Below are 15,116 nucleotides of genomic sequence, written 5' to 3' on the forward strand. Positions count from 1 at the left end.
TTCCGGGGCCTTGCTGTACGGGGCGCGGCTACGCCTTGGTGAGGTCCTCGACCTCCTCCTCGGGCTCACGGCCCGGCGTGGTGAGGTTGAACTTGACGATGGCGAAGCGGAAGACGAAGTAGTAGATCGCGCCGAACACGAGGCCGATCGGGATGATCAGCCATGGCCTCGTGGCGAGGTTCCAGTTCAGGAGGTAGTCGATCGCACCGGCCGAGAACGTGAAGCCGGCGTGGACACCGAGCGCCCAGGTGACCGCCATGGACAGGGCGGTGAGGACCGCGTGGATCGCGTACAGCACCGGGGCGATGAACATGAACGAGAACTCGATCGGCTCGGTCACACCGGTCACGAAGGAGGTCAGCGCCACGGAGACCATGAGGCCCATGACGGCCTTGCGGCGCTCGGGGCGGGCGGTGTGCGCGATGGCGAGGGCGGCGGCCGGCAGACCGAACATCATGATCGGGAAGAAGCCCGACATGAACTGTCCGGCGGTCGGGTCACCGGCGAAGAAGCGGTTCAGGTCGCCGTGCACGATGGCGCCCGCGGAGTTCTTGTAGTCGCCGATCTGGAACCAGGAGACCGCGTTCACGAACTGGTGCATGCCGACCGGGATCAGCGCGCGGTTGACCAGACCGAACAGACCCGCGCCGACGGCTCCGAGGCCGGTGATCCACTTGCCCACGTCGGAGATGCCGTCACCGATCGGCTTCCAGACCAGCCCGAAGAAGACACCGACGAGCGTGCCGACGAAGGCCATCAGGATCGGGACGAGCCGGCGGCCGTTGAAGAAGCCCAGCCAGTCGACCAGCCTGGTGCGGTGGAACCGCTGCCACAGCACGGCGGACAGCAGACCGAGGAGGATGCCGCCGAGGACGCCCGGGTTGTTGTACGTGGCCTCGACGATCTTGCCGCTTTCTATGTGCTGCTCGGTCAGCGGGAACGCCTTCAGCACATTGCTGTAGACGAGGAAGCCGACCAGGGCCGCGAGCGCGGTGGAGCCGTCCGCCTTCTTGGCGAAGCCGATCGCCACGCCGACGCAGAACAGCAGCGCCAGGTTGTCGAACACGGCGCCGCCCGCCGTCGCGAAGACGGACGCCACCTTGTCCCAGCCGAGGCCGTCCTTGCCGAACACGTCCGGCTGACCGAGCCGGAGCAGGATGCCCGCCGCCGGCAGCACCGCGATCGGAAGCTGCAGGCTGCGGCCGACCTTCTGCAGGCCCTGGAACAGGCCTGATCCCCGCTTCTTCGCGGGGGCCGCCGAGGATGTCGCGGTGGCGGTGCTCATACTTCCTCCATCGGGTGGTGGTCTACACCACTCAGTGGTGTAGACCTGTTGTAGCAGATGAAGGACGGATAAGGAACCCGCGATTCGCGCTACCGATCCACTACGCGCAGTACCGACCCCGGAGGCGTCGAAGGCCCCCGAATCGGGGGCCTGGGCGGAGGGCGGCATCACGCCTTCGTGACGTCCTCGACCTCCTCCTCCCGCTCACGCCCCGCCGTCTTCAGATCGAACGCCGTGATGGTGAAACGGAAGATCCCGTAGTACACCGCCGCGAAGCACAACCCGATCGGGACGATCGCCCACGGCTTGGTCGCCAGGTTCCAGTTGATCACATAGTCGATCAGGCCCGCGGAGAAGCTGAAGCCGTCGTGCACCCCAAGGCCCCACGTCACCGCCATCGACACCCCCGTCAGCAGCGCGTGGACCGCGTACAGCAGGGGCGCGACGAACAGGAACGAGTACTCGAGGGGCTCCGTGATGCCCGTGACGAACGACGTCAGCGCCACCGACAGCATCAGGCCGCCCACCTCCTTGCGGCGGCTCGGCCTGGCGCAGTGCGTGATCGCCAGCGCGGCGGCGGGCAGCGCGAACATCATGATCGGGAAGAAGCCGGACGTGAACTGCCCCGCGTTCGGGTCGCCCGCCAGAAACATGTTGATGTCGCCGTGCACCACCGTGCCGTCGGGCTTGGTGTAGCTGCCGAACTGGAACCAGATCGGCACGTTCAGGAACTGGTGCAGGCCCACCACCAGCAGCGCGCGGTTCGCGACACCGAAGACGCCGGCGCCCCAGGCGCCCAGAGCGGTCAGCCAGTTGCTGAAGCTCTCCAGCCCCTGCCCGATCGGCGGCCAGACCCACAGGCACAGGGCCGCGACCACGATCGCCACGAACGACATGATGATCGGCACCAGACGGCGGCCGTTGAAGAAGCCCAGCCAGTCCACCAGCCGCGTCCGGTGGTAGCGCTGCCAGAAGAAGGCGGTCAGCAGACCCATCACGATCCCGCCGAAGACCCCCGGGTTCTGGAACGTGAAGGTGCTCAGCGTCCCACCGGTCGCCCGGCACCCGAAGCCCGGGATCACCTTCGACCCGCCCGGGCACTGCGGGAACTGGCGCAGCACGTTGTAGTAGACGAGGAATCCCGCCACCGCCGCGAGCGCCGTCGAACCGTCCGCCTTCCTCGCCATGCCGATGGCCACGCCGACACAGAAGAGAAGGGGAAGGCCGAGGGAACCGTCGAGGAGGGCGCCCCCCGCTCCCGCCATCACCTTGGACACGTTGGTCCAGCCCAGTCCCTGGTCGCCGAACACGTCCGGCTGCCCCAGCCGGTTCAGGATGCCCGCGGCCGGCAGCACGGCGATCGGCAGCTGAAGGCTGCGGCCCATCTTCTGCAGCCCCTGGAACAGGGTGTTCCAGTGGGGGCGCGCGGGGCTGACCGAACTGTCGGCGCTCTCGGCACTCATGGGGTCCTTCCGCGCGTTTGGCCACCGCCCGCACGGTGGTGTAGACCAGTTGGCGGACGGTTCCGCTGTCGTGACGCCATCATTCGGTACCCACGACACGACCGCTCGCGAAGATGGGCCAACTGTGGGTTACTGCGACAAGCGGTTCGGATCAGGGAGAGAAGACATGGCCAGCAAGGCTGAGAAGATCGTCGCCGGGCTCGGTGGCATCGACAACATCGACGAGATCGAGGGCTGCATCACCCGCCTGCGCACCGAGGTCAACGACCCCTCGCTGGTCGACGAGGCCGCCCTGAAGGCCGCCGGCGCCCACGGCGTCGTGAAGATGGGCACCGCCATCCAGGTCGTCATCGGCACCGACGCCGACCCCATCGCCGCGGAAATCGAAGACATGATGTGAACACGTGAACCCCGGACACCCTCCGGGATTCACCCCCAGGGGCCCCTTTCCACCGCGGGAGGGGCCCCTTCCGCACGGGGGACTAGGCTCGACGCCATGTCTCGAATCGACGGCCGCACCCCTGAACAGCTCCGCGCGATCACCATCGAGCGCGGCTGGAGCAAGCACGCCGAGGGCTCCGTCCTCGTCTCCTTCGGCGACACGAAGGTCTTCTGCACCGCCTCCGTCACCGAGGGGGTGCCGCGCTGGCGCAAGGGCAGCGGCGAGGGCTGGGTCACCGCCGAGTACGCCATGCTGCCCCGCTCCACCAACACCCGAGGCGACCGCGAGTCGGTCAAGGGAAAGATCGGCGGCCGTACCCACGAGATCAGCCGGCTCATCGGCCGCTCCCTGCGTGCCGTCATCGACTACAAGGCGCTCGGCGAGAACACGATCGTCCTCGACTGCGACGTCCTGCAGGCGGACGGCGGCACCCGCACCGCGGCGATCACCGGCGCGTACGTGGCCCTGGCCGACGCGGTGGCCTGGGCGCAGCGCAAAAAGCTGGTGAGGGCGGGACGGAAGCCGCTGACCGGCACGGTCTCGGCCGTCTCCGTGGGCATTGTGGACGGCGTACCACTGCTCGACCTCTGTTACGAGGAGGACGTCAGGGCCGAGACCGACATGAACGTCGTCTGCACCGGCGACGGCCGCTTCGTGGAGGTGCAGGGCACGGCAGAGGCGACCCCCTTCGACCGCAAGGAGCTCACCGCCCTGCTCGACCTGGCGGTCTCCGGCTGCGACCAACTGGCGGCGATGCAGCGTGCGGCGCTGGAGGCAACCGCCTAGGGGCCGTTCGGCGTTTTCAGGGATGGCCGCACTGTTGCGGTGCCGGGCGCACGGGAAATGCCGCGCGCCCGCCCGCAGTCCCGTACGCCCGTCGACGCGCCGACCGGGCCGGACCCGCCCGGCGCGTCGACGGCAGTAGGGGGCGTGCGGCACCGTCCACGGGGAGGGAACCGTTCCATGGTCGCGCGCCACCGCCGCCGCATTGCCAGCGCTGCGTTCGCCGCCGTCGCCGTACTCGCCGCCGGGGGTGCCGGCGCGGGCTGCGGCGCCGTCAACAAGGCGATCGACTGCGTGCAGACAGCCGACGCAATCGCCGACAACGTCACCGCACTCCAGCAGGCCGTCGAGAACGCGGCGAACGACCCCACGCGGACGAGCGAATCCCTGAACTCCATCGAGAAGAACCTCGACAAGATCGGCGACAGGACGGACAACGTCGACGTCAACAAGGCGGTCGATGGCCTCCGCAAGGCCGTCACCAACGTCCGCGGCGCCATGAGGCACGGCGACAGGACCCCCGACGTCGGCCCGGTCACGGACGCGGCCGGGGAACTGACGAAGGTCTGCACCTCATAGGGGCCCATACAGGACCCATATCGGAGATCCACACAGACCCATACCGGAGACCCGTACAGGACCCGTGGAACGCCGATGAACGGACGGGGTACGGCGCAGCGGCCACGGCCGCCCCACGGATACTGGTGGACATGACCCGCCTGATCCTCGCCACACGCAACGCCGGAAAGATCACCGAACTGAGGGCGATCCTCGCCGAAGCGGGCCTCCCGCACGACCTCGTCGGCGCGGACGCCCACCCCGACATCCCCGACGTGAAGGAAACGGGCGTCACCTTCGCCGAGAACGCCCTCCTGAAGGCCCACGCACTGGCCAAGGCGACGGGCCTGCCCGCGGTCGCCGACGACTCGGGCCTGTGCGTCGACGTGCTGAACGGCGCCCCGGGCATCTTCTCGGCCCGCTGGGCGGGCCGGCACGGCGACGACAAGGCGAACCTGGACCTGCTCCTGGCCCAGCTCGCGGACATCGACGACGCCCACCGCGGCGCCCACTTCGCCTGCGCGGCGGCCCTGGCCCTGCCCGACGGCACGGACCGGGTGGTCGAGGGCCGGCTGCGCGGCACCCTTCGCCACGCCCCGTCCGGCACGAACGGCTTCGGCTACGACCCGATCCTCCAGCCGGAGGGCGAGACGCGCACCTGCGCGGAACTGACCCCCGGGGAGAAGAACGCGATCAGCCACCGGGGGAAGGCGTTCCGCGCGCTGGTACCGGTGGTACGGGAGCTGCTGGGCTGACGACGGGGGTCCACCCGATCCCTGCTCCGGGTGGACCCCCTCATCGACGGTGTGCGGCCGGTGGGATTCGAACCCACACGGGCGTGAGCCCACTGGGACCTAAACCCAGCATGACTGCCAGTTCCATCACGGCCGCTCGCGCGGTCGGCGTGCTCGACCGCGGCGCCTCAGTCTACGGGCTGGCCCGGTCGCCCCGCGAGGGGCATCGCGGTCTGCGGGGGGCCTATGGTGCCGTCTGTGCACGGTAGTTCGGTCCCGGCGCGACGACGTCGTCGTGAGCCGCGTCGTGCGCCGTACCGATGGGCGGGGCGGGACGTCCCGGCATGCGCTCCAGCACGTAAAGGGGCCGGTGACGGTGGTCACCGGCCCTCTTCCCGGGTTCCCCGTCGATCTACAGGTACAGGCCCGTGGAGTCCTCCGACCCCTCGAAGCGGTCCGCCGCCACGGCGTGCAGGTCGCGTTCGCGCATCAGGACGTACGCGATTCCGCGCACCTCGACCTCGGCCCGGTCCTCCGGGTCGAACAGGACCCGGTCGCCCGGCTCCACGGTCCGTACGTTCTGCCCGACCGCGACGACCTCGGCCCAGGCGAGGCGCCGGCCGACGGCCGCGGTCGCGGGGATCAGGATGCCCCCGCCGGACCTGCGCTCGCCCTCGGCGGTGTCCTGCCGCACGAGCACGCGGTCGTGCAGCATCCGGATCGGCAACTTGTCGTGGTGGGTCTTCTCGCTCACGCCCTGAACCTACCTGCCTTCGACGGCTTCGCGCGCGACCGGGTCAGCCCTTGCGCCGCCGGGCACCGAGGGCCAGCAGCCCCACGAGCCCGACCACGACCAGCGCCACGGGTACGACGCGCTCCAGCCGCGGCGCGCCCTCCTCCGTGACCAGTTGCCCCTTCACCTCGCTGACGGCCCGGTTGACACCGACGTAGGCGCGTCCGAGCGTGTGGTCGACCTGGGAGACGACCTTGGCCTTGGCGTCCCCGACGATCGTCTTGGGGTGCACCCGGACGCCGATCTCGTCGAGCGTCTCGGCCAGCGTTTCGCGGCGGCGCCTGATGTCCGCCTCGATCTGCGCCGGAGTCCTGGTGTCCGGTGTGCTCGACGTGTCCGCCACCGCGCATCCTCCGTGGTCGTTTGCGACGTGTTCCGCGCAATTCCTGCATCTGTGGTCGACAGTCTGTCAGCTCCTTGCCGAACGCACTGCCCGGCACCCCTATGGAGCGGCCGGAAGCGGATTAGGCTCGTCGGGTAACCCGCCCCTTGCCACGTGAGGTACCGATGAGCGAGCGACTCCAGCCCGGCGACACCGCCCCCGCCTTCACCCTGCCGGACGCCGACGGCAACGAGGTCTCCCTGGCCGACCACAAGGGCCGTAAGGTCATCGTGTACTTCTACCCGGCCGCCCTCACACCGGGCTGCACCAAGCAGGCGTGCGACTTCACGGACAACCTGGAGCTGCTGGCGGGCGCCGGCTACGACGTCATCGGCATCTCCCCGGACAAGCCGGAGAAGCTCGCGAAGTTCCGCGAGAAGGAGTCCCTGAAGGTGACCCTCCTCGCCGACCCCGACAAGCAGGCCCTTGAGGCGTACGGCGCGTTCGGCGAGAAGAAGCTGTACGGCAAGACGGTCGTCGGCGTCATCCGCTCCACGGTGATCGTGGACGAGGAGGGCAAGGTCGAGCGTGCCCTGTACAACGTGAAGGCGACGGGGCACGTGGCGAAGATCATCAAGGATCTGGAGATCTGACGCCTGCCCTCGACGCGAACGGCCCGCACCGGTTCGATCCGGTGCGGGCCTTTCCGTGCCGGGGCCCTGCGACGGCGGCCCGGTCCGGGGGGCTCAGGCCCCCGTCCCGCCCGTTGTGCCGCCGTCGCCCGTGGTCCCGCCCGCGCCGGTCGTCGTCCCCCCGGCGCCGGTGGTGCCTCCCGTGCCGGTGGTGCCCCCCGCTCCGGTTGTGCCGCCGTCGCCCGTGGTCCCGCCGGTGCCGGCCGTCCCTCCGGTCCCCGTCGTGCCGCCCGTGTCGGTGCTGCCCCCGGTGGTTCCGGTCGTCGTGCCTTGGGTGCCGGGTGTGCCGCCGGTGCCGGTTCCCGTCGTGCCGTCCGTCCCGGCCGTGCCACCGTTGGCCTGCCCCTGGGTCTGGCCCTGGTCCTGGCCCTGAGTGGTCTGGTCGCCCGTCGTGCCGCCGTTGTCCTGGGTGCCCGTGGTACCCGGCTGCTGGTCCGTGGGGCCGGTGCTGGGCTCCACGGTCTGGTCCGCGCCGGGCTGCAGGCTGAGGTCGAAGTCCTTGACCGCCTGGTCCTGAAGGGCAGCCTGCGTGAACTGCGCCCAGATCTGCGCGGGCGCGCCGCCGCCGTTGATGCGGGGCAGGCCCATCGCGCCGTACAGCGACTCGTGCTTGCCGGTGTCCGGGTCCTGGCCCATCACCGAGACCACCGTGGCCAGGTCCGGGGTGTAGCCGGCGAACCAGGCCGCCTGGTCCTCCTCGGCCGTGCCCGTCTTGCCCGCGGCGGGCCGCCCGGCGGCCTGCGCGTTGGTCGCGGTGCCGTTGTCCACCACGCTCTGCAGTACCGCGGTGGTCGTGTCGGCCGCCTCGCGGCTCACGGCCTGCGTGGTCCCCTGCTGCGGCAGCTGGATGTCCTGCGTGCCCTCCTTGGAGACCTTCTCGACCAGCGTGTACGTACCGTGCTTGCCGTGGTTGGCGAGCGTCGCGTACGCCTGTGCCATGTCGAGCACGCTCGCGGTGGCCGTGCCGAGCGCGATCGACGGGTAGGGCTGCAGATCGGGCGTGTCCGCGGGGACGCCGAGGTCGGTCGCGGTCTTCTTGACCTTGGACGGGCCGACGTCCACCGCCATCTGCGCGTACACGGCGTTGACCGACTTGTCCGTGGCCTGACGGACGGTGATCGGTCCGTAGGACTTGTTGTCCTCGTTCTCGGGCGCGTACGGGCCGCCGCTCCAGCCCTGCACCGGGCGCTTGTCCGTGCCGTCGTACATCGTGTTCGGGGTGATCGTGACGCCGTCCTGCGTCCGGGCCCCGTTCTCCACGGCGGAGGTGAACACGAACGGCTTGAAGGTGGAGCCGACTTGATAGTCGCGGCGGGTCGCGTTGTTGACGTACTGCTTGGTGTAGTCGATGCCGCCGTACATCGCGAGGACCTTGCCGGTGGCCGGGTCCACGGCGGCGCCGCCCGCGCGGACGTACCGGTCGACCTTGTTGTTCTTCTTGTCGAGCCTGGCCGTCAGCTGGTCGTTGACGGCCTTGACGAAGGCGTCCTGCTTGGACCTCTGCAGGGTGGTGGTGATGCGGTAGCCGCCGCGGGCCAGGGTGTCCTCGTCGATGATCTTGTTCGTGGTGAGGTAGTCCTTGATCGCCTCGACCAGGTAGCCGCGCTGGCCGGACAGTCCGCTCCCGGCCACCTGCTGCCTGGGCGCGGGGAAGGTGACCTTCTGCCGCTCCGCCGCGCTCAGCCAGTTCTTCTTGACCATGCCGTCGAGGACGTAGTTCCAGCGGGCCAGGGCGGCGCCCTTGTTCTCGGGGTGCGCGATCACGTCGTACTCGCTCGGCGCGTTCAGCAGCGCCGCGAGGTACGCGCCCTGGCCGACCGTGAGGTTCTTCGCGTCGACGCCGTAGTAGGCCTGTGCGGCGGCCTGGATGCCGTACGCGTTGCGGCCGAAGAAGCTGGTGTTGAGGTAGCCCTCGAGGATGTCGCTCTTGCTCTTTTCGCGGTCGAGTTTGATCGCGATGAAGAACTCCTTCACCTTGCGGGTGACGGTCTGCTCCTGGCCCAGATAGTAGTTCTTCACGTACTGCTGGGTGATCGTCGAGCCGGACTGCTTGCCCTTGCCGGTGGCGGTGTTCCAGGCGGCGCGGACCATCGCCTTGGGGTCGACCGCGGACTCGGTGTAGAAGTCGCGGTCCTCGGCGGCGAGCGCCGCGTGCTGCGTGTCCTTGGAGATCTGCGCGAGCTGTACGTTCTCGCGGTTGACCGGGCCGACACGGGCCAGTTCGCTGCCGTCCGAGTACAGGTACACGTTGCTCTGCTGGGTCGCCGCCGCGTTCGCCGCCGGGATCTTGACCATGTAGTAGCCCAGCGCGAGGAGGCCGATCAGGAGCAGCAGCCCGGTGACACAGGTGGCCAGCACCGTCCGCCAGGTCGGGATCAGCCGGCGCCATCCGGTGCGCCCGGGCCGCTCCGGCCCCTCGCCGGAGGCCGCCCCGGAGGGCGCCCCGGAGGCCGCGGAGGGGGCCGCTCCGGAAGCCGCGGGCTGGGGCGGACTGGATGCCAAGCCCTGGCTGCTCTGCTGCGGCTGCGGCTCGTCGCTCATCGTGGTGCCGGACTCCCGTTTCGCGTCGTACGTTCCCGTACGCCCTCGTACGCCATCTGCGTCCCCTGATGAAGACTGTCGCACCTTCCGTTCCGTTCCCGGCACGAGGGACGTGTCGTTCAGGGAAAACGTGTGGAACGCCACTTCGCCCGCGCGCTAGGCTCCTGCGCTTCGCCCGGCACGCGTCGAAGGAGGGTTTCCCGTGGGGACAGGGCGGTTGTATGCCGCCGTTGCCGCCGGTGGTTTCCGGCGGTACGCGACCTATCGGACCGCGACCGCGGCGGGTGTGTTCACCAACACAGTCTTCGGGGTGATCTTGGCATACACGTACCTCGCCCTGTGGCACGAGCGGCCCCACCTCGGGGGGTACGACCAGGCGCAGGCGCTGACGTACGTGTGGATCGGGCAGGCTCTGCTCGTGGTGGTCTCGGTGATGGGCGGCGGCTTCGAGGACGAGCTGATGGAGCGCATCCGTACGGGCGACATCGCGATCGACCTGTACCGGCCCGCCGACCTGCAACTGTGGTGGCTGGCCGGGGACCTGGGCCGGGCCCTGTTCCAGCTGCTGGCGCGGGGCGTGATCCCGATGGCGGCCGGTGCGCTGCTGTTTCCGCTCGCCCTGCCCACCCGCCCGGGGACCTGGCTGGCGTTCCTGGTCGCCGTGGTGCTCGGCACGGTGGTGAGCTTCGCGATCCGCTTCCTGATCGCGCTGACCGCGTTCTGGCTGATGGACGGGGCCGGCGTCGCCCAGGTCTCCTGGATCACGGCGACGTTCTGCTCGGGCATGCTGCTGCCGCTCAATGTCTTTCCCGGTGTACTCGGCGAGATCGTGCGCGCCCTGCCCTGGGCCTCGTTGATCCAGGCCCCCGCGGACATCCTGCTGGGCGCGGCGGACCCGCTGACCGTGTACGCCCGTCAACTCCTCTGGGCGGCGGCGCTGTTGACCGCGGGACGGCTGCTCCAGTCGGCGGCGACGCGGCGGGTGGTGGTGGTGGGTGGCTGAGGCGACGGCCGACGAGGCGGTCGCGGGGCCGGAACCGTCGTACGGGCGGGTCCGTGAGGGGCTGCGCGCCTACCGGTTGATCATCGCGATGTGGATCCGCTCCACGATGGCCTACAGGGCCTCGTTCGTGATGAGCACCCTCGCGAACCTCGTGGCCACGGCCCTGGACTTCGTCGCGATCCTGCTGATGTTCTCGCAGGTCGACGTGCTCGGCGGGTACCGGCTGCCCGAGGTCGCCTTCCTTTACGGCCTCTCCGCGACCGCCTTCGGGCTCGCGGACCTCACGATCGGCTCCATGGACCGGCTCGGGCGGCGGGTGCGCGACGGCACGCTGGACACCCTCCTGGTGCGTCCCGCGCCCGTCCTCGCGCAGGTCGCCGCGGACCGCTTCGCGCTGCGCCGGCTCGGCCGGGTCACCCAGGGGGCGTGTGTCCTCGGGTACGCGCTCGCCGTGCTGCCCATCGCGTGGACCCCGTTGAAGGCGGCGATGATCCCGCTGATGCTGCTCAGCGGCGGCCTGATCTTCTGCGCGGTGTTCGTGGCGGGCGCGGCCTTCCAGTTCGTCGCGCAGGACGCCTCCGAGGTGCAGAACTCCTTCACCTACGGCGGTCAGACGCTGCTGCAGTACCCGCCGAGCGTCTTCGCGAAGGATCTGGTGCGCGGGGTGACCTTCGTGCTGCCCCTTGCCTTCGTCAACTGGCTGCCCGCGGTGTATGTGCTGGGGCGGCCGTATCCGCTCGGCCTGCCGGCGTGGGTCGCCTTCACCCCGCCGCTGGTGGCGGCGGGGTGCTGCGCGCTCGCGGGGCTGGCCTGGCGCACGGGACTTCGTTCGTACCGGAGTACGGGGAGCTGAGGGGCACATGGACGGTGCGTCGGTGGACGGCGGCTTCATCGAGCTGGAGCGGGTCGAGAAGGTCTTCGACGTGCGTAGGAGGACCGGGTTCCTGAAGAGCGAGCGGCGGCGGGTGCGGGCCGTCGACTCGATCTCCTTCACCGTGGCGCGCGGCGAGATGGTCGGCTACATCGGGCCGAACGGCGCCGGGAAGTCGACCACGATCAAGATGCTGACCGGGATCCTGACGCCGAGCGGCGGCCGGTTGCGGGTCGCGGGGATCGACCCCTCCCGGGAGCGGACGCGGCTGGCCCGGCGTATCGGGGTGGTGTTCGGGCAGCGCACGACCCTGTGGTGGGACCTGCCGCTGATCGACTCGTACCGGCTGATGCACCGCATGTACCGCATCCCGGACCTGCGTTACCGGCAGAACCTGGACCGCTGCGTCGAACTCCTCGAGCTGCGCGGCCTGTTGGACGTGCCTGTGCGGCAACTGTCGCTGGGACAGCGGATGCGCGGTGACATCGCCGCGGCACTGCTGCACGATCCCGAGGTGCTGTACCTCGACGAGCCGACGATCGGCCTCGATGTGATTTCCAAGGCCAAGGTGCGGGACTTCCTACGGGAGCTGAACGCCGAGCGCGGCACGACGGTGCTGCTGACCACCCACGATCTGCAGGACATCGAGCAGCTGTGCTCGCGAGTGATGGTCATCGACCACGGGCGCCTGATGTACGACGGCCCGCTCGCCGGACTGCACGAGGTGGGCGACAGCGAACGCACCCTCGTGGTCGACCTGGAGCGGGAGCTGCCGCCCATCGAGGTGCCGCCCGCGCGCGTGGTGCGGGTCGAGGGGTCGCGGCAGTGGCTCGCCTTCCCGGCGTCGGAGTCGGCGGCTCCGCTGGTGGCGCGTGTGGCGGCGGAGTATCCGCTGGTGGACCTGTCGGTGCGGGAGCCGGACATCGAGGCGGTCATCGCGAAGATGTACGCCGGGCAGGCGGGGCAGGCCGAGCGGGCGGTCTCGTAGCCCCGCGCCCGCGATCCTCGTAGGCTGGCGCCCATGACCGACGCCGTGTCCTCCGGGGGAAGCGACGATCGGCGGCTGACGCCGCGGGCCTCCGATTCCCCCACCCCCGAATCCCCTGTCCCCACCCCCGAGCTCCGCGCCTCCGACGCCGATCGTGAACGGGTCGCCGAGGTCCTGCGCGACGCCCTCGCGGAGGGGCGCCTCGACATGGAGGAGTTCGAGGAGCGGCTGGAGGCGACCTACACGGCCCGGACGTACGGGGAACTGGCCCCGATCACCCGGGACCTGCCGGCTGCGGGCGTCACCGCTCCCGCGGTGTCGCTGGTCAAGGAGCCCGCGGAGACCGGGGCCTGGGCGGAGCGGATCGTCGGCGGTGGCGGGTCGTCCTCGTGGGCCGTCGCCGTGATGTCGGGGTTCCAGCGCAAGGGGCGCTGGACGGTGCCGAAGCAGTTCAACTCATTCGCCTTCTGGGGCGGCGGTGAGATCGACCTGAGGGAGGCGTCCTTCGCGGACCGCGAGGTCGAGATCAACTGCATCGCGATCATGGGCGGGATGAACGTCATCGTGCCGCCCGGTGTCGAGGTGATCGTGCGCGGCATCGGGATCATGGGCGGTTTCGACCACCGTGAGGAGGGCGTGCCGGGGGAGCCGGGCGCGCCGCGCGTGATCGTCAACGGGTTTGCGTTCTGGGGCGGGGTCGGCGTCGAGCGCAAGCTGACCCGGGCCGAGCGGCAGCGGCTGAAGGAGGAGCGGCGCCAGGAGAAGCTGGACCGCAGGGCCGCGCGCAAGGAGCTGAACGCGTCGGGGCGGGACGAGCGTCAGGAGCAGTACGAGTCCCACCGCGAGATGCTCGAGGCGCACCGGGAACTGAGGCGTGAGCGGTACGAGGAGCGCCGGGAAATCCAGCGGGAGCGCCGTGAGGCGCGCCGCGAGGAGCGCGACAGGCGCCGTAACGGCTACTGACCGGCGCGCTGCGGCCACTGACCGGCGCTGCGGTGGCTCGCGAGCCCGGCGCACCGGGTTTCGCCGTGCCGCTTCGGCCCTGTTCTCCGCCCGCCTCGCCCGCCTCACGGCGTGCCATGAGGCGGATCGACATCGGAGCCTCGCGCTCCCAGGACCCCGCCAGGAACCCTGCCAGGACCCCCGAGAGGACCCTGACGAGACCCTGAAAGGCCCCGGAACTTCTCTATCCGGACAGCTGCCGGGAACTCCCGTTCCGTTCCAGGAGTCGGTCAGGAAGGGACAATGTGTACGGGGGACGCGAACGGGTGGAGTGGATGGAACGCACGAAATCGGATGAACCGGACGCGGTGGTCGCCACAGGGCAGGACAGCTCGGCTGCCGCCACGAACCGGGCGATGACCTCGTTCAGCCCCGCCGACGAGGAGAAGCGCAGGGGTGTACGCCGCATGAAGGGCATGGCGACCGGGCTGCTGTTCTTCGTGGCGCTGGTGTACGCACTCGCCAAGGGCGCACAGAACTCGGGCGCGGGCTCCTGGGCCGGCTATGTGGCGGCGGCCGCCGAGGCCGGTATGGTCGGCGCGCTCGCCGACTGGTTCGCGGTCACCGCGCTCTTCCGGCACCCGCTGGGCCTGCCCATCCCGCACACGGCGATCATCCCCAACAAGAAGGACCAGCTCGGTGTCTCCCTGGGCGAGTTCGTCGGCGAGAACTTCCTTTCCCGGGAGGTCGTACGGCAGCGTCTGCGCGCCGTCGGCATCAGCAGACGCCTGGGTGCCTGGCTCGCCGACCCGGAGCACGCCGACCGGGTGACCGCGGAGCTGGCGACGGCCCTGCGCGGAGCGCTCACCGTGCTGCGCGACTCGGACGTCCAGGCGGTGGTCGGCGAGGCCATCACCCGCCGCGCCGACGCCCAGGAGATAGCGCCGGGACTCGGCAAGATGCTGGAGAAGATCGTTGCGGACGGCGGCCACCGGCGGGTCGTGGACCTGATCTGCGTCCGTGCCCATGACTGGCTCGTGCTGCACGACGACCAGGTCATGGCCGCCGTCCAGGGCGGCGCCCCCGGCTGGACCCCCCGTTTCGTCGACAAGAAGGTCGGCGAGCGCGTCTACAAGGAGCTGCTCCGCTTCGTCACCGAGATGCGCGACGCGCCCTCGCACCCGGCGCGCGGCGCCCTGGACAGGTTCCTCGTCGACTTCGCCTCCGACCTGCAGTCCGACACCGACACCCGCGCGCGCGTGGAGCGGCTCAAGGGCGACGTGCTGGGCCGCGGCGAGGTCCAGGACCTGATCGCCTCCGCCTGGACGGCCGTACGGTCCATGATCGTGTCCGCCGCCGAGGACGAGCACAGCGAGCTGAGGCTGCGCGTGCGGGGCTCGCTGCTGTCGCTGGGCGCCCGTATGGCCACCGAGCCGAGGACCCAGGCCAAGGTCGACAAGTGGGTGGAGGGCGCGGCGGTGCACGTCGTGACGACGTACCGCAAGGAGATCACCTCCCTGATCACCGACACGGTGGCCGGCTGGGACGCCGCGCACACCACGCGGAAGATCGAGGCGCACATCGGCCGCGACCTGCAGTTCATCCGCATCAACGGCACGGTGGTGGGTTCGCTGGCCGGGCTGCTGATCTACACCGTGTCGCGGGCGCTCGGGGCGTAACCGGCGGACGAGCGGGAACT

At 70.2% G+C, this 15,116-nt stretch carries 15 protein-coding genes and 1 tRNA gene; 10 read left to right on the plus strand and 6 right to left on the minus strand.

Translation table 11 applies throughout. From position 1 onward, the window contains the following. Positions 1 to 28: 28 nt before the first annotated feature. Positions 29 to 1,285, minus strand: coding sequence for a PTS transporter subunit EIIC (locus AAW14_RS33375; protein WP_265568180.1), 1,257 nt, complete (start codon positions 1,283 to 1,285; stop codon positions 29 to 31). Positions 1,286 to 1,452: 167 nt separating this feature from the next. After that, positions 1,453 to 2,748: a PTS transporter subunit EIIC gene (locus tag AAW14_RS33380; protein ID WP_265568181.1), complete on the minus strand. Its 1,296-nt coding sequence runs from the start codon at positions 2,746 to 2,748 to the stop codon at positions 1,453 to 1,455. Positions 2,749 to 2,914: 166 nt separating this feature from the next. Here AAW14_RS33380 and AAW14_RS33385 point away from each other — a divergent pair, with 166 nt between their 5' ends. The 4 genes from AAW14_RS33385 to rdgB all read left to right on the plus strand — a co-directional run bounded on the left by AAW14_RS33385 (position 2,915) and on the right by rdgB (position 5,286). Continuing rightward, positions 2,915 to 3,148 carry a glucose PTS transporter subunit EIIB gene (locus tag AAW14_RS33385; protein ID WP_055495256.1) on the plus strand — a complete coding sequence of 78 codons (234 nt, stop codon included), beginning with the start codon at positions 2,915 to 2,917 and terminating at the stop codon, positions 3,146 to 3,148. 96 nt (positions 3,149 to 3,244) lie between these two features. After that, positions 3,245 to 3,976, plus strand: coding sequence for a ribonuclease PH (rph, locus tag AAW14_RS33390; RefSeq protein ID WP_265568182.1), 732 nt, complete (start codon positions 3,245 to 3,247; stop codon positions 3,974 to 3,976). Between the two features lie 177 nt (positions 3,977 to 4,153). Beyond that, positions 4,154 to 4,552, plus strand: a complete 399-nt coding sequence (locus AAW14_RS33395) for a hypothetical protein (RefSeq protein WP_265568183.1) — start codon at positions 4,154 to 4,156, stop codon at positions 4,550 to 4,552. 131 nt (positions 4,553 to 4,683) lie between these two features. After that, positions 4,684 to 5,286 (plus strand): RdgB/HAM1 family non-canonical purine NTP pyrophosphatase, encoded by a 603-nt coding sequence (rdgB, locus tag AAW14_RS33400; protein WP_265568184.1) that lies wholly within the window; start codon positions 4,684 to 4,686, stop codon positions 5,284 to 5,286. Between the two features lie 52 nt (positions 5,287 to 5,338). On the opposite strand, the gene AAW14_RS33405 is transcribed toward rdgB, so the two are convergent. The 3 genes from AAW14_RS33405 to AAW14_RS33415 form a co-directional block, all read right to left on the minus strand. Further along, positions 5,339 to 5,422 (minus strand) — tRNA-Leu (locus AAW14_RS33405). Between the two features lie 255 nt (positions 5,423 to 5,677). Beyond that, positions 5,678 to 6,019, minus strand: a complete 342-nt coding sequence (locus tag AAW14_RS33410; protein ID WP_265568185.1) for a GroES family chaperonin — start codon at positions 6,017 to 6,019, stop codon at positions 5,678 to 5,680. A 43-nt stretch (positions 6,020 to 6,062) separates the two neighbouring features. Further along, on the minus strand, positions 6,063 to 6,401 hold the full coding sequence (locus AAW14_RS33415; protein ID WP_265568186.1) for a DUF3618 domain-containing protein: 339 nt from the start codon (positions 6,399 to 6,401) through the stop codon (positions 6,063 to 6,065). A gap of 164 nt (positions 6,402 to 6,565) precedes the next feature. Between AAW14_RS33415 and bcp the strand changes: the two genes are divergently transcribed. Continuing rightward, positions 6,566 to 7,033, plus strand: coding sequence for a thioredoxin-dependent thiol peroxidase (gene bcp, locus AAW14_RS33420; protein ID WP_265568187.1), 468 nt, complete (start codon positions 6,566 to 6,568; stop codon positions 7,031 to 7,033). A gap of 93 nt (positions 7,034 to 7,126) precedes the next feature. On the opposite strand, the gene AAW14_RS33425 is transcribed toward bcp, so the two are convergent. Beyond that, the gene (locus tag AAW14_RS33425; RefSeq protein ID WP_265568188.1) at positions 7,127 to 9,613 is read right to left on the minus strand and encodes a transglycosylase domain-containing protein; all 2,487 of its coding nucleotides are present in this window, start codon (positions 9,611 to 9,613) and stop codon (positions 7,127 to 7,129) included. Positions 9,614 to 9,815: 202 nt separating this feature from the next. On the opposite strand from AAW14_RS33425, the gene AAW14_RS33430 reads away from it, so the two are divergent. From AAW14_RS33430 to AAW14_RS33450, 5 genes are all read left to right on the plus strand, one after another. Beyond that, positions 9,816 to 10,616 carry an ABC transporter permease gene (locus AAW14_RS33430; RefSeq protein ID WP_265568189.1) on the plus strand — a complete coding sequence of 267 codons (801 nt, stop codon included), beginning with the start codon at positions 9,816 to 9,818 and terminating at the stop codon, positions 10,614 to 10,616. 88 nt (positions 10,617 to 10,704) lie between these two features. Continuing rightward, positions 10,705 to 11,469: an ABC transporter permease gene (locus tag AAW14_RS33435; RefSeq protein ID WP_265568213.1), complete on the plus strand. Its 765-nt coding sequence runs from the start codon at positions 10,705 to 10,707 to the stop codon at positions 11,467 to 11,469. A gap of 7 nt (positions 11,470 to 11,476) precedes the next feature. After that, complete coding sequence (locus AAW14_RS33440; protein ID WP_265568190.1) at positions 11,477 to 12,475, plus strand: ABC transporter ATP-binding protein; 999 nt, start codon at positions 11,477 to 11,479, stop codon at positions 12,473 to 12,475. A 33-nt stretch (positions 12,476 to 12,508) separates the two neighbouring features. Beyond that, the gene (locus AAW14_RS33445) at positions 12,509 to 13,438 is read left to right on the plus strand and encodes a DUF1707 SHOCT-like domain-containing protein (RefSeq protein WP_265568191.1); all 930 of its coding nucleotides are present in this window, start codon (positions 12,509 to 12,511) and stop codon (positions 13,436 to 13,438) included. 284 nt (positions 13,439 to 13,722) lie between these two features. Beyond that, positions 13,723 to 15,096 carry a DUF445 domain-containing protein gene (locus AAW14_RS33450; protein WP_265568192.1) on the plus strand — a complete coding sequence of 458 codons (1,374 nt, stop codon included), beginning with the start codon at positions 13,723 to 13,725 and terminating at the stop codon, positions 15,094 to 15,096. Positions 15,097 to 15,116: the final 20 nt, after the last annotated feature.

The organism is Streptomyces hygroscopicus (assembly GCF_026168105.1).
GTDB classification, from domain to species: Bacteria; Actinomycetota; Actinomycetes; order Streptomycetales; family Streptomycetaceae; genus Streptomyces; species Streptomyces hygroscopicus_D.